A 14281-nucleotide genomic window follows, 5' to 3' on the forward strand; every position below is an offset into this window, starting at 1 on the left:
TGGTCTTGGCGCGTTGCCAGCACATAATTTTCGGCAGGACATAATCCTTGGGTTTGTAGGGCCGTGCCGGCAGCACCGCGACCTGATAATGCGCCGCCAGTTGCTGGTAACTGGGGTTCAAATCCGGATCGTACCGGCAGGCTTTGCTGACACCGCTGCGCAAATTATCGGGAACTACCATCTCCGGAACGCCGCCAAAAAATTCAAAGGTGCGCCTGTGACTCAGCAACCAGTCCTGCAAGCCCTGGCTCCAGGTGGCTTCTGCGTAGGTGTAATTCGACGCACCCAGCACGGCGACAAACACCTGAGCCGTGCGGATCTCGCCCGTTTGCGGGTTAATGATGGGCACGGTGGGGCCGCAGTAATCCACGAAGCACTTCTCACCGGCCTTGTGGGTCTGGCGCATGGAGCGCCTTTGCTGCTTCAGCCAGTGGCGGTAACGGTCGCAGTACTGGGAGTAGCTGTAGCACCGGTTGGGGTACCGAGCGGTGTACTCCTCCCACAGCAACAGCTTGGTGACGTCTTTGCGCTTGAGCTCCTGATAAACCGTCGTCCAGTCAGGCACCTGATGGCGTGACGATGTGGTGGGATCGGAGCCGGGATAAAACATGGCCGCCAGGCGGCCATCGTCCAGATCCTCTGGCAACGGCCAGACAATCTCTAAGGCATCGGCCCGAGCCAAGACCTTCTGAATGGCTCCGACACTGGTCTTGGTGCTGGCGCTGATCTGCCGGATTGAGAGCCCGGCTTCCAGCCGCAGACGAAGTACTTCTCTGATTTTACGCATTGGCATTCTCTTTGCTGACATGGCCCTGATCCCCAAAAAAAGGAATCAGAGTAGCAAGCGGTTGAATAAACAATGCGTTAAGAAGGATTCTGGTTGAACGTGAACAGCGATTCCGGGAATGTGAACACCGATTCCGGAAAATCACTGAAAAGTGTTCACCTTCAGCCGGAATGGCTGTTCACGTTAAACCAGAACGGGTGTTCACGTTCGTCCGGAATGGGTGTTCATGATGGGCCGGAATATGCAGACGATGGCATCAAAGGGTTTGTCATCTAGAAAATGCGGGTCTATTAGGGTATTGCCCAGCTGTATATTGAACTTGTCGTAATTGATGTTGTGTAAAAACATGTTCATCCGCGCCAGGTTGTAAGTGGTGTGGTTGATCTCCTGGCCGAAAAAGCCCTCTTCAATAAAATGCGGGCCGACGTGTTTGGTGGCTTGCAGCAGCAGCGAGCCGGAACCACACGCTGGGTCATAAATCTTGTTAACGCTGGTTTGCTTGTGCATGGCAAGCTGGGCAATCAGCTTGGAAACGTGCTGCGGGGTAAAGAATTCACCACCGGATTTACCAGCATTGGCGGCGTAGTTGGAGATGAGGAATTCGTATGCATCGCCGAACAAGTCAATCTGGGCGGCATCACTCTTTTCATAAAAATTATGGCCAAAATCCAAGCCCGCCACGCCTTTCAACACCGCCGCTAAACGCAGGTTTTTGTCTTTAACGGTATTGCCGAGTCGGTTACTGGTGGTATCGAAATCGGCAAACAGACCTTTGATGTCGTCTTCGGAGGGGTAGCCACTGGCCGAGGCTTCGATAGCGGCGAAGATGGCGGCCAAGTCAGTATTCAGGCTTTCGTTGCTGTTGGCATTTTTGGCGACATTGGCAAACATCTGGCTGGGGTAGATGAAGTAACCCTTGGTTCTAATGGCATCGTCTTTGATGTCTGGCGTGATCACCTCATCGCTAAGCGCGGCGTAATTGATACTGTCGTCACCGGCTTCAATATAGAGGGCAAAGTTCTCGCTGATAAAACGGTAAAACAGGGTACCAAGTACGTATTGTTTGAAATCCCAGCCGTCTACTGAGCCGCGCACATCGTTGGCAATGGCCCAGATTTGGCGTTGCAGGGCGGCGCGTTGTTGGATGCTTGTCATGTTTTTTTTCCTGTTGCTTTTCTTGGTGTTAGTCGTTTACTAGGTGTCGTTAAATGTCTTATCAAATGATTTTTATCTTTAACGGGCACCTTGTTTATTGTTGTGTCAGCTCAAGTAGATCGCCTACTTGGCATTCAAACAGTAGGCACAGCTTCTCAATGGCTTCCAGATCCACTTTCTGGGCCGTTTCTTTATAGAGCAGCGTTATCGTAGCGCGGCTGAGCCCCGTTTCTCTGGCAACGTCGGCAATACGCATCTTGTGTTCGCCCATCATGCGGGCGAGATGGCAGCGGATCATGGTTGTGCCTCTAGCGTTTCGTTTTAGAAATAGCACCTGAGCATACCACTAATTATTGATTTTCGTAGCATTTTGTGAGCTGAAATTGAATTATGTAGGCCTGACACTAAAAAAGTGACTTGGTTATTTTCAAATTACGCGGGGTTACGAGCTACATGCGTAATTGCGTGTAACTTCAGTATAATCGGGGCATCGCGCCATTGGAGGCTACCGCTTCGATGGATCTGAAAGGTGCCGGACATTGCTCTCTGGCAGTTGGGCACGGAGCCGTTGGTTCTCCAGGGTAATATCCAGAATGCGTGCTTGGGCATCCAGCAATTGGCCTAGAGCCTTATCGCGCTGCTCCTCCAGAGCCTTGTATTTCTCTTTTAGATCCCTGTTTCTCGACCTTTGAGCAAGCATCATTTGCCTAGGCGATTTTTGGGTTTGCTCATCTTTGTGGGTCTCGATCCAATCTTGAATCTCTGAAACCAACTCAGGAAATCGTGCTCTACGAAGCGCAGAAGAATCTACGCCAGCTTCTTTAGCAACATTGTTCTGGCTCAGTGGTGTGCCTTTGGGGAGTATGTCTGTCTTTCCAAGTTTGAGACGTTCAAAGGCATCTCGAAACTTTAATTCAGCTTTACTTATTTTCTTTGGCTTAACGGCTTTCGATGACATTGATTGCTCGCTCCGCAGATTCTAATTGTGCCTGTAATGATTCATGCATAGGTGACCCTTCTTCAGCCTCATTAATCTGAATAGAAACCACTTCTCTAAGCTGATTTATTACCGGTAGTTTTTCTTTATTCAATAACGCGGATATACATGGTTTTTTTTCACCGAACCCCATACATGAGCTTATATTGCTAATACCGCCCAATGGGCAGGGTGGCCCTGAGTTTGCACAACCGCCCAAGAAAGTTTGTCGGTAACTTATCCGACCTGCTTTTGCCGCATTGATTAGCTGTTTATGATCTTTCTCAGATATCTCGTGCAGAATCTGATCTTTCCGTTTTTCACCATGGGGAGAAACATATTGATCGGATTGTAAAGACTTAAATTCACGGACCATTGCCTGGTACATTTCACGGAGGTAATAACCACGAGCTTCGTCGTTCAGAGGTTCTTTTAGGCGATAATAGTTTTTGCCGTAGTATTGGCTCATGGCACGACTGGCATGCTTAAGTTGGTACTGAAGTGAAGCTTCACTCACCAAGCCACTGGCTAGCATATTTACCGCACCGGTGCGCCGTAGTTGATGCCACGCTAATGGCCATAGCTTTCCTACGGCAAATTTTTCCGGATCAAGTCCGTCAGTCAACCGGTTAGCCATCTCCAGATCTGATTCTGTGATAGTCAGTTCTTTAGCATCAAATAGTTTTGGCCAGATATTCCATATGTCTCCATAGGATCTCGCCTTTTTGAATTTTTTAATTGGCTGTGAGCGCGGTGTCCTTGGGCTCCATGGCTCATGAGTTAGAGACTGCAAGACTGGATTATCAATATCCTCCTTAGCTAATTCGATGAACGGGTTTTCTATGGCAGCTTTCATTCGCATACTTGCAATAACTGTCATCGCTTCAATTGCAATATCTACAGTTGGTGAAACAATCCAGCGTGCGTCGCCATCTTCAATAGTTTTAGTCGTAATACCTTTTAAAAGATGAATATCATTACCCAACGGGTCGGACTCGACCTCATAACAGTCGGTTCTTAGTTTTCCACCTTCTTCAACACGCATCAAAGAGAAGTTCAGAATATACGCAAGGCCAACCTGGCAAACTAGACTCAAATAGCTAGAAAGAGTGACTGGTGCCATCTTATTTTCAGTGTTACACCACTTTTCTAGAAGCCGTTCTATTTTATAATTCCTAGTTGTTTCTCGAAATATGCCATAAAACACCTTACCTGATCTCTGCAAGCCGACAGAACGGGCGCCGTTAAACGGGGAATCATCTCGAAGCCCTCCAAAAGCCATCGACAGACTGCCTCCCGCATTCTTTTCATAAGCATCTAAACAAAAATTGTAACAAGCTTCGATGTCATCTTTATGGGCTATAAAGTCATCTAGACATTCTCGCAATCTGGTAATCTGGTAATTCCATATGCGAACTGGAATATAGGCTGTTTGTGTTTCCTGAATATTTGGCAAAGCTTCGCTGAGAATTTTCATCCCTTTTTCGTTGAGTACGGTAAACCCTAATTGCTCCTCGGCATAACTCAACGCATTTAGGTATGAGATAAGCTGATTTCCCCTAGCAATGTAATAGTTAGCAACGTCTTTTATTACTCTGGGGAACTTATATAACTCCGTCGCCAATATGCCGTTGTCTGTGCATGCTACAAATAGCGGTTTGATAGACTCAAACTTATAAACCAAAGAACGGGCCGAGCGTACAGCCGCCGTGCCCCAAAGCCACCAAGCAACTATTTGACGCAACAAAGCGGCATTCTCTGGACTTATTCTTTTTCCTTGCCCTGGACCATCTCCAAAATGAATGGTTAGCGTGTGGCCTGCCCATGGCGATAGATCCCAACGAACGTCACCATAACGCGAAACCACATTGCCTTGAGCATCAGTAATCACTGGAAAATCCGTCGAAGGTGGCCAACTAGTCGGCTTAAAGTTTTCAGCATCCGACGTAACTATCGTTGAATCAATTTGTAATCCCGGAAGCTCAGCGATATTCATACAAGCACCTCTAACAGCCTGATATGTCCGTCCCAATATGGGTGATACCTGCCAGAGCGTATTGAATCTTTAGCTTCTTTAACCCACATAGCTCGAATCTGACTACCCGAGGCAATCGCATCAAGTTTTTGAGTGATTCGATCGATGACGCGATAACCTGGATGTATTTCTTGTTTCTGTGATGGTTTATACAAAGCTGTTTCTAAACTTTTGATATGTAAATGAGAAGCAAGTTTCCAGCAATACTCGGAACTCATAATATCTCGATGTTTGGTACAAAAAAGACAGCCCTCCGGGCTAATGCAGTCCGGTTTTGGCGCTTCGTTTGCGAGGCTTGGGATTGACTCGGGCTCGTGACTCTCATCAATGCAAACGCCTGGACCAGGCGGCGAAAAAGTAGGATCAGTAGCGCAGTGAAATTTAATAATTTCTGCTGCTGCTGATTGATGGTGTGGCATCTCATAGTCACGTAGAAGGACACCTTTATCGTGTGCCATTTGTTCAGCAGTCAGATCTAGATCTCGGCTACGTCTAAGCAACCAGTTTACACGGGTTTTACGCAGTTGCTGAGGTCCAATAAACGCTAGATTTATTTTCTTGAACGTCACTTTGGTGGTAGAAAACAGCACCTTAGCGCCTTTCACGCGAATCATGCCTCTACTCAAAAGAGGGAATAATCGATTGTCATGATCACTAAACCCCGTTCCATTTAGCCAAACCATATATTTTTCTAGGTGCTCCCTATACGATTTGAAACAACGAAAAATGGCCTCACCACTACGGCGGCCTTTATAAACCCGAAAGACCTCAAGATCTTCACCGTTTGATTTCCACCGATAGCTCTCTTTTTCAAGGCTCGCTGCTTGTGTCAGATTCATTCCAGTTTGCGCAATAAATATAAGCAATTCTGCTTCTACTCTTTGGTTCAGTATTCCAGAGCGTTTATGCTTATCGAACAGGCTTTCATTATTCTTCAATGGCGCTCTGGCAATCTCAGCATTGCGCCTTATAGTCATATCTTTTATAGAGTTTGTATCCATTTCTAGGTCTATTAAATTCCCCGCTAATGTCAGCACCGTATCACTGCCGACATCTATGAATATCGGGAGTTTTCCTCGTACCGTTGTGAGATCCAATGCGCCGCATATTTTTGTTAATACATGGCCATACTCGAATGTGTGACTTAGATTCTGCTTATCCTCATTTGTCCCTAAAACGTGCTTCTTATCTGGCGGTTTTCTCATTCTTGTTTGCAGTAATAAGGTTCCTCCGGGTTTAGCCCCTGGAAGTTGCAATACTTTTGCGATTAGATTTGCCATTTTTGATGTTTGACGATATGCAGAAATGGCGCTTATTTCGTTTTTGATTTGATATCTATGAATTTGTAACTCAGTCCATCGCTTAAAAATATCGATTAATGTTTCTCGAGAGATGTGTTCTGAATTGGTGTCCGACCATGCTAAAAAGTGCCAAAGAACTTCTAAGCTAGACCCAATCAGTGCCCGCGATTTTCCGAGGCTAATCATAGAAGAAATAGCTTCATGAAATGCAATAACTAGTGGAAATCGTTCTTCGATTGGCTCTCCAAATGCCCCATCGTCAATCAAACTCATTGCCTTTTTACGAGGTATCGTTGCAGCATCTTTGAATAACAGTATTCTTAAATTCCACGGAATTTGATGTGTGCCTAGAGGAAAACTGGGAAATGTTAGGTTGAGGTCATTCATCAGCACATCCTTTTGCAAGCCCCATGAATAAGTTAGTAAATTCATCTGCTGCTTCAGCCATTGCCTTATTCGCTTCGATGAACTTTATGTATTTCATTGTTGTGCTTTCATCTCTGTGCAAACAGGATTCTCTTACAAACTGAATTGCATCACTAACGGGCATAAACTTAAGTGCGACCTTCATTAACTCAGTTGCGAAGGTTGCTCGAGTTCTATGAAAGTGAAAGCCTCGCAACACTTTTAGTCCTATCTTTTTACCAGTAGCTCGAAGTCTAGACATTTCCACATTGACGGCTCGGCTATCATCACCACTATATGAGTTTCCATAACGTGTAAGAAAAAGCAGGCCTTGATCTTCAAGGCTTGCTAATGCTTGCCGCTTTAAACGCCTTGTGCTAATTGAATAATCGAGCAGAAGATCAAGTAACTCTTCTGGAATTGGCACCGCTCCGGAAACACTATATTTTGTTGCTACTGGCGGCCTTGCTCCGGGTCCAACTACTAAACGCTTCCAACCAACCTCTGGAACAATCGTGGCATCCTGTAATGTTTTTACTTTAAGGTCAGTGATGGAACCTAATCGTAATCCAGTAAAGAAGCCTATCCTAAGCATCAGCGAAAGCTCTTCAGACGACGTTTTATCTGCCAAAGCCAGTATTTCTTTCATTGCCAAAATGGACACGGGCAATAAGCCATCTTCTAATTGGATTGCTCCGGCGACTTTGCGATTAGGTATCGAGAGATCAGTACTAGCCACGCGCATCGTGTGTTCGAGACCAAATGAGTTAGTGAGAGTTATTCCTACAGAGCGTTCTTCCCACATTGGCCATTCCGGTGAAATAAGCCGACGTGATTGCATCCATTTGTAGAAACGGATCACTGCCGCCATTCTTTGTGACGCAGTGCTTGGAGCAAGCTCGCCATTATTTCTTGCTGCTACTAAAGCCCCCCTAAATCGTATAAGGCATCGCTCACTTTCTCTTTTTGGAAAATGCCACCAAGTAATCGACTCGGCTTCCAACCATTTCGCATAGCCAAGAAGGTGGCCCAAATTAGAGCGGACTGTTTTTATATCACGCTTTGAGGATGTTGCTTGGCCCAAAGCCCATAGGTTGGCTTCTGCCCAGGTTGAATTATCTTCCCAAACAATTTGTGGAAGATTTTTGATTGGTTTTCTTTTTAAATCTTTCCACTGAAATGAGCCATCATTTATCTCTGCTCGTCGTGGTAGGTAATGAATAAACTCAAGACTGGCCATTTGGTTCCCCCTTGAACAGCTCAATGCTATTCAGTAAGGGTTTCCATCTGAACAAAGAGCCTTTTAATTTGTCACCATTGAAGCATGTGTGGTGTGGGATTAAAAGAAGGTATGTAACGTTTACCGCAGCAGGGGTCTAACGTTTTCAGGTCGGCTAGATTTTCCGGCCAGGCATCGAAGGTGCCGGAAGCTGGGGTCCAGACCTCGCCTTCTCCCTCTCCCGCATGGGGAGAGGGCACTTTAACGAATCGCAGGTAGTCGAGCGGTACGCCGGGAATTGCTGCCTTTTGGCGAAGTTCCTCTTCGCTTTGGGCGTTTTTCAGATCATCTTCCGTCAGCTTGCGGGCTGCCCACCAGGCGCCGAGACTATTATCGAGCAAAAAGCTGACCATGTAGGGCTCGGTGAACAGCTGAGTAACGGCGGGCAGTTCTCGGGCGCCGATTTTCACTTCGGATTTATTGATGCGCTCTTTATTGTTGGCCTGCCAGAACTGATACACCCAGCCCAGGCTGTCGGAGGCAATGAAGGTTTCCTGTGGCAAACCAGAGACCAATTGCTCCAGGGCTTGTTGGTGCTCTGGCGGCAGGTTGAGCTGGAACACCGGAGAATCTAGCCGGAAGATTTGCGGCAGCATCTGGGCAGCATAGCGGGCGGCCAGTTCCCAGCCGTTGGCAGCGCCTTCGTCGGCGGCCAGGTCTTCGCATTCTTCCAGGGTAATGGCTACCGGGTCGTCTGGGTCGGGGTACATGAGCAGGTTGTTTTCCGCTAGGAACCGAGCAAACAACATGCGATGCCAATGCTCGTAGGCCACTTCTTCCACCAGGCGGTCCATGCTCTGAACTTTGCCCCCATTCAGGGAATCTCCTAGCTGGCGGCCATGGGCGCGCAAGCGACGGCGCAGTTCCCGGTCAGTGTCGCTCAGGTGCGCGGCTGCTGCGGGGTCGGCTACCCCCAGCTGGCCCAGCGCTGCGTGGGCGCCTTTTTCGGCGGTGTCGCGGGCGTTTTTAACGGCGCGTTCCAGTTGGTTTCTGAGGATTTTGTCCAGTGGCTGCATGCTTCTTCCATCCGATTGTACTTTAATGCTCGATTGATTGTTGAGTCAGCAATGAATCGAGCATTCAGGAGTTCTAATGCTGTTTTTAATGCTCAAATGCAAATCATGCATCATTGCTTGAATTCATATCGCGCGTATTTGCCTCTTCCCGGTGGCTGCAGGTTGGGGTTTTCCTGTCGAAGTTCGGTCATCAATCGATGCACTTGGTTGCGGTCAAAACGTGTGATCTGTCGAATTTCTTTGTTGCTCATCCCCAGCTCGCCCCGTTTCGCCCGCTCCATCAGAACGCTGAGCACGCGCGTTTTCGCGGCGTCCCAGCCGATTCGTCGGCGCGCGTCACTCTGGCCATCCTCGGCGAAGCGATTGTAGAATTCGGGCTGAATACACCAGTAAGCTCCCCGCCCGGTGCCTCCGTGTTCGATGTATCCGGCTGACTCCATTGTGGATAACTTTTCGCGCATTTCTGCTTCGCCACGCTGGCATAGGGCAGCGGCGGTGTTGGTGTCTACCTCTGGATGCTGAAGTAGGTACTGCAGCAGCATCAGTTCGTCTACTCCCAGTTTGCGACCCTGTTCGCTTTCATCTGCCACAAATAGGCGAAAGGTGGCGTTCAACTCGCGTTTGGGAAAGCTCACCTGCACGGAATCCCCCACTTCCCGGATCTGGGGCGGCTCTTTACCTTCCATCAACAGCGCAGAAAACATGCGGTTAATGCCCAGATTGCTGCGGTTAACCAGGCGCAGGCGGGTAAGTGCCTCAACCAGTAAAGGATTTCTGGCGGCAGGTTGGTGGTGCAGAATGTTGTTGGCGGTAATGCCGGCGATAAATCCGCCGTTATTGCTGATTTCCAGCCGGTCTGCATACAGTTTGACCATTATCGGCCCGGCAATACGAAGATCTGCATGGCAGAACGCGTTCATCAGGGCCTCGCGCACGGCGATTTCCGGCCAGGTGCGGTATTCGTAGTGGAACATGCCCTGCTTATAGGTGGTGATGGGGTTAAAGGGTACCAACAGTTCTTCAATGCGCTGGACGGACAAAGGTAAGGCGCTGGCGCGATCTTCCCGGATACCGTAGTCGGTATCGGACGTCATCTGCAGAAAGGTCCAGTTGTGGCCGGGCAGGTGTTCACGAATAGCTGCTTCAGTACCTGCCAGCAAGATGGCCGCACGGGTCAGCTTGCCCTGTTTGATTAACCCCAGAGTGGACAGTAATTCGGCATCCGATAGTCTTAGCAAGTCATCTGGCGCACGTTCTCTGCTGGCCTGATTACGCAGGGCTTCCAGCGCGGTAGCAGACAGCAAGGCGTCATCTATAGGCGCCACTGCTTCTGCCGTGTAATCGGTTTCACCGGTTTCCACGCCAATCTTTCGGCGGACAGTGCCGGTTAAAGGCACGCAGTCTTTACTGACACGGATGGTGCCTCGGCCTGCGGTGTCGGTATAGGGTGGCATTCCGGGGTGGATCTGCATCAGCAACACGCGGCCCGTGCCTTCCGGTACGGTTAGCTCTTCGAACACCGGCATGATTTTCGGATCGGTTTGGTCGTATACCGCTTTTTTTAACATATTCGCATCGATTTCCGGTGGCACTCCCGGAATGGCGTTCTTCCGCCCTTGTATGCGATCTGCCACACCAAACACTACGGTGCCACCGCCGCCGTTAGCCATGCACACGGCCATCTGGACAACAATTCTCACCGCTTTGTCACGGCTTTTGGTGTCCCACTGTTTGAAGTCGAGATCCTGGTCCTCCAGATCGTCGGCTATGCAATGGTCCAGCTCTGGCAGCAGTTCCTCAATATTGGTGAGGGTTCGCATGGCTTTGGCAGTCCTCTTTTTGGCGGTCCTGTTTTTGACAGTTCTTTCTTTGATTGACCGTTATTTGACTGAGACTGGGCCCTTTACCAGTGCGTTTTTGAGCTGGTCTTTCACCTCTTCAGCCCAGGTATCAATGTCTGCCTCGGTTTTCAGGGTACGTCGCGGTACTGATACAAACTGGATTTCCGGTTCACACAGCTCAGCGGCGGATACCGCCACGTTATCAAAGCGGCTGGGCAACGCGACTACCCGGTCGGCGAACATGGCTAGTGAATAATGATCCAGGGTGTTCAGCACCTCGTCGGTGGACTGGACAGCTACTTTAGGTTGATCAGCCAGGGTTAGCTTCTGCCTGGAGAGCAACTGATTGCGATGTTCTGGTTCCAGTTGCAGCCAGTTACCATCCGTCTCCAGGCGCTTCATGCCCTGCTTATGCCGGGCCTGGTAGTCCTGGTTCAGTGTGTTCAGGGCATCCCGCAGGCTTTGGGTCAGGCTGGCCGCCAGCGGGGTGATCGGGTCCGGGTCTTCCAGCAGTTGCCGTTGTTGTTCGATAGTGTCCACTTGGGCACGGTAGACATCGGCATCACTCAGGCCATTAGCGTGGTTTACGAGGAGCTTGAGGGTAGTCCAGCTGGGCCAACGCTGCTGGATCCGTTCGGCAAGGCTTTCCCAGCTCTCAATACTTTGAATTAGTTCATCCCGCCGGTTATAGAGCGCCAGCAGTTGTTCGTTACCAGTGGTCAGCCGAATATCATCCAGAAACTGGGTGTCCGGGCGTTTCAGCTTGGGCGCTTCGCCACCGGCTTTGTCGGCCAGTTCAGACACCTTCTGCAAAAACAGCGGCACATGGGCCAGCTCTTCACTCTGTTTGGCTGATACGCCGACTTTCTGCAGCAGTTTGCGGATCTGGATGCGCTGCGGTGTCGTGACATTGGCCGATTCGACTTTGAAAAAGGCTTTGCCGATGCTTTTGCGTTCTAGGGCAGAGGGCTCAATCGCCTGCCCGCGATCATCCTGGGCGCGAATCACGCCTGCTACCAGCAGTATCTGAAGGCCACCATCTACAGCATCGCGCGACCACCCATAACCCGAGCCTTCAAAGTTATCGCGAATATCTGTCCCTTTTTTGCCGCCAGCAATAAAGCCCAGAATAGTCTTGCACACTGGGTTCTTTGCGGGATCACCGTCGTCACCCACAGCTTTAAGGGCATCCGGCGCACCCTTTTGGGCTTTCTCGTAGGCCTTTTGCCAGCCACTATGATCAGCAATATGGAAATTAGGATACAGGCGCTGCAGGGCATTTTTCGCCGCTTCTAGCACCATCTCCTGCAAGTTATTGCCGAGAATTTCGTTACCTCCGCCTTGAAATACCCGGGCACCGGAGAAAACTTCACTGAGTAGCTCGCGGATTTTGCCCTCTGCTGTTTGTTTGATGGTTTCCATGGCAGCTTTGGCTTCGGTGCCTTCCGGGGTATTAGGAGAGCCGCGTTTATCCAGGGTGGCACTGGACGCTTTGAAGTCGATCAGGTGGTGGCGCAGGTCGTCTGCGGAACGCTTGGGGACAAACACAAAGATCGTTGGCGACTGGTTGCCTGCCTGCCGGGCATCGGCCCGAACGGAGTTTTCATCACCACTCCAGCCATCCCTTATCCACACGTAGATGCGCTGGCTGGCATCGTTCGGCAGTTGGGCATCAAACACCGGGTAAATATCCCGGGTAACTTTGGCTTCACCTTGTATCAGTGACAGCTTGCGAGCCACATCGCCGAACATACGGCGGATTCGGTCATCGCGTTCCGCGTGAATACGATGCGCTTCGTTAGAGAGTGCTGAGCGTTGGCTGAGAAATTCGTCGGTCCAGGCGGCACTTTCTTCGGTCTGGATGCGGTATTCCTCACCCACTTTCATCAGTAGCTCGCAGTTGTCCAACAGCCCGGGCAGTTTGCTACGCAAGCTACTGCTACCATTGGAAAGGTCCTTCACGAGCAGGTCCGCCAGGGAGTCCACGTTAGCCCGGATGCCGATTTCGTTGTTTTGTCCGCCCAATTTATTGATCAGGAAAACCAGACCGCAGGCACGAGCCATCAGGCGCTGATCCTCCGAACCCTTTATCCAACTCATGGTTTTTTCATGCACCTTGCGGGGCAAGATACGAGACTGAAGCAACTTGTCGGCGGAGTCGAAGTAGAGATAGTCCGCCGGTACCACATGGCCGAGTGGGTCATCCAAGTTGGTCTGAATGACTTTGTGGATCATGCTGAGCTGGTTGCGCAACTGGCTGTCGGTACCCGTCTGGTCCAGTATTCTCAGGGTGTTTTCCCAGAAGCGCCGACGTACCGGTAGAATTGGGTAGTCTTGGGGGAAATACGGCAAATCATCCTGGCGATGACCGATGGTTGTGCCGGCCAAGTGTCGGGAGATTTCCCCTAAGTTGGTTTGCAGGACTTGTTCGACAGGTGTCTTGGCTTCTGGCTTCTTGGCCAGGATGACCTGTCGGATAACCGCATCAACATCGGCATCGGACAGCTCAACGCGGATGGTGAAGCGGCCTTCGAGTTTCTTCAGGTTACTGGTGCCGGTGACGGCTGTTTGGCCGGTACCGATGAAGAGCAATTTGCCGCCAAAGTTTTTGCAGCACGCCTCTACGGCTTCTTGTACGGCGATGGAACGCTGACTGTCTTCGCCGATAAACTGCTGCACCTCGTCCAGAACGATCAACGTGAGCGGGAATTTACCGTCTTTGGTTAGTGTCTGGCGGATTGCTTTGAGCATATCGTCGCTGGAGATGTCCTGAACAAACGGATGAAGGTTATTCAGGGTTTCCACGCAGGATGTGGGCGACGAAAATAGCGCGGGCTTGGCCTGAACCAAAGCCTCATGCAGGCCTTCAGCCACGTAGAAGTTATCCAACTCTTCCTGCCACTCGTAACCTGCAGACTCGACGCTCTGGCGCACCTGGTCGTAAATACCCTCGTGCTTCAGCCACATCACGAAGCGGGCAACCGGATATTGCTCGGGCAGCCCTGCAGACTTGAACAGAATGCGCAGCAGCGCCAGTCGCACGCTGCCGCTGGCGCCAGAACCGAGGGTTCCAGATGCGGCGTGCAAGCCTCCATGGCGTTTAGCTTGGGTACTTAGTTCCTGTAAATGGTCGCGGACCCCTTGGGGCAGGTTAGCGATGCCCCGGGCAGTAGCACCGTCTTCAAACTGGCTATCGACCCACAGAGTTCGCAGCATTTTAACCAAATGGGATTTACCGGAACCGTAGAACCCGCTTACCCATACTGCTGGCTGCTGTGCCTGATCGATGTTCTTCAGGAAGGTTTCCAGAATGTGAGACATGCCCTTTTCGTACTGGCCATCGCAGACAAAGGTTTCCAGCTCATAGCGGAGCACCGTCAGGGCCTGACTGGTGGTGTCATCGTTAACAGTGGCCACCCCTTCGTTAACCAATTTGCGGGTAGTCGGATCTTTCTGATAAATCTCACGATTCTTCATGAACAGCCT

Annotated in this window: 9 protein-coding genes and 1 pseudogene; all 10 read right to left on the reverse strand. The window is 50.1% G+C overall.

Going from position 1 to position 14281, the window contains the following annotated elements:
• Positions 1 to 43 precede the first annotated feature (43 nt).
• Positions 44 to 808, reverse strand: a pseudogene (istA, locus tag MELB17_RS05235) (IS21 family transposase); the annotation flags it as partial.
• A gap of 180 nt (positions 809 to 988) precedes the next feature.
• Positions 989 to 1942: a type I restriction-modification system subunit M gene (locus MELB17_RS05240; protein WP_007349102.1), complete on the reverse strand. Its 954-nt coding sequence runs from the start codon at positions 1940 to 1942 to the stop codon at positions 989 to 991.
• Positions 1943 to 2036: 94 nt separating this feature from the next.
• A complete protein-coding gene (locus tag MELB17_RS05245) occupies positions 2037 to 2240 on the reverse strand; it encodes a helix-turn-helix domain-containing protein (protein WP_007349103.1) in 204 nt (67 codons plus the stop codon).
• 207 nt (positions 2241 to 2447) lie between these two features.
• Positions 2448 to 2900, reverse strand: coding sequence for a hypothetical protein (locus tag MELB17_RS05250; RefSeq protein WP_007349104.1), 453 nt, complete (start codon positions 2898 to 2900; stop codon positions 2448 to 2450).
• Positions 2881 to 4914: a hypothetical protein gene (locus tag MELB17_RS23175; protein WP_007349105.1), complete on the reverse strand. Its 2034-nt coding sequence runs from the start codon at positions 4912 to 4914 to the stop codon at positions 2881 to 2883. The genes MELB17_RS05250 and MELB17_RS23175 overlap by 20 nt, the downstream gene beginning before the upstream one ends.
• Positions 4911 to 6641, reverse strand: a complete 1731-nt coding sequence (locus tag MELB17_RS05260) for a hypothetical protein (protein WP_007349106.1) — start codon at positions 6639 to 6641, stop codon at positions 4911 to 4913. Before MELB17_RS05260 ends, MELB17_RS23175 begins: the two co-directional genes overlap by 4 nt.
• Complete coding sequence (locus MELB17_RS05265; RefSeq protein ID WP_007349107.1) at positions 6634 to 7899, reverse strand: site-specific integrase; 1266 nt, start codon at positions 7897 to 7899, stop codon at positions 6634 to 6636. Before MELB17_RS05265 ends, MELB17_RS05260 begins: the two co-directional genes overlap by 8 nt.
• A 71-nt stretch (positions 7900 to 7970) precedes the next feature.
• The gene (locus MELB17_RS05270) at positions 7971 to 8954 is read right to left on the reverse strand and encodes a hypothetical protein (RefSeq protein WP_007349108.1); all 984 of its coding nucleotides are present in this window, start codon (positions 8952 to 8954) and stop codon (positions 7971 to 7973) included.
• Between the two features lie 110 nt (positions 8955 to 9064).
• Positions 9065 to 10774: an ATP-binding protein gene (locus MELB17_RS05275; RefSeq protein ID WP_007349109.1), complete on the reverse strand. Its 1710-nt coding sequence runs from the start codon at positions 10772 to 10774 to the stop codon at positions 9065 to 9067.
• A gap of 60 nt (positions 10775 to 10834) precedes the next feature.
• Positions 10835 to 14272: a BREX system P-loop protein BrxC gene (gene brxC / locus MELB17_RS05280; protein ID WP_007349110.1), complete on the reverse strand. Its 3438-nt coding sequence runs from the start codon at positions 14270 to 14272 to the stop codon at positions 10835 to 10837.
• Between the last annotated feature and the right edge of the window lie 9 nt (positions 14273 to 14281).

Origin of the sequence: Marinobacter sp. ELB17, assembly GCF_000169375.1 — a bacterium.
Taxonomy (GTDB): Bacteria; Pseudomonadota; Gammaproteobacteria; order Pseudomonadales; family Oleiphilaceae; genus Marinobacter.

What these genes read in the sequence shown, in the direction of transcription:
- MELB17_RS05260 (WP_007349106.1), bottom strand. Translation starts at nt 6,641, where the DNA reads ATGAATGACCTCAACCTAACATTTCCCAGTTTTCCTCTAGGCACACAT.
- MELB17_RS05245 (WP_007349103.1), bottom strand. Translation starts at nt 2,240, where the DNA reads ATGATCCGCTGCCATCTCGCCCGCATGATGGGCGAACACAAGATGCGT.
- MELB17_RS05275 (WP_007349109.1), bottom strand. Translation starts at nt 10,774, where the DNA reads ATGCGAACCCTCACCAATATTGAGGAACTGCTGCCAGAGCTGGACCAT.
- MELB17_RS05240 (WP_007349102.1), bottom strand. Translation starts at nt 1,942, where the DNA reads ATGACAAGCATCCAACAACGCGCCGCCCTGCAACGCCAAATCTGGGCC.
- MELB17_RS05265 (WP_007349107.1), bottom strand. Translation starts at nt 7,899, where the DNA reads ATGGCCAGTCTTGAGTTTATTCATTACCTACCACGACGAGCAGAGATA.
- MELB17_RS05250 (WP_007349104.1), bottom strand. Translation starts at nt 2,900, where the DNA reads ATGTCATCGAAAGCCGTTAAGCCAAAGAAAATAAGTAAAGCTGAATTA.
- MELB17_RS05270 (WP_007349108.1), bottom strand. Translation starts at nt 8,954, where the DNA reads ATGCAGCCACTGGACAAAATCCTCAGAAACCAACTGGAACGCGCCGTT.
- brxC (WP_007349110.1), bottom strand. Translation starts at nt 14,272, where the DNA reads ATGAAGAATCGTGAGATTTATCAGAAAGATCCGACTACCCGCAAATTG.
- MELB17_RS23175 (WP_007349105.1), bottom strand. Translation starts at nt 4,914, where the DNA reads ATGAATATCGCTGAGCTTCCGGGATTACAAATTGATTCAACGATAGTT.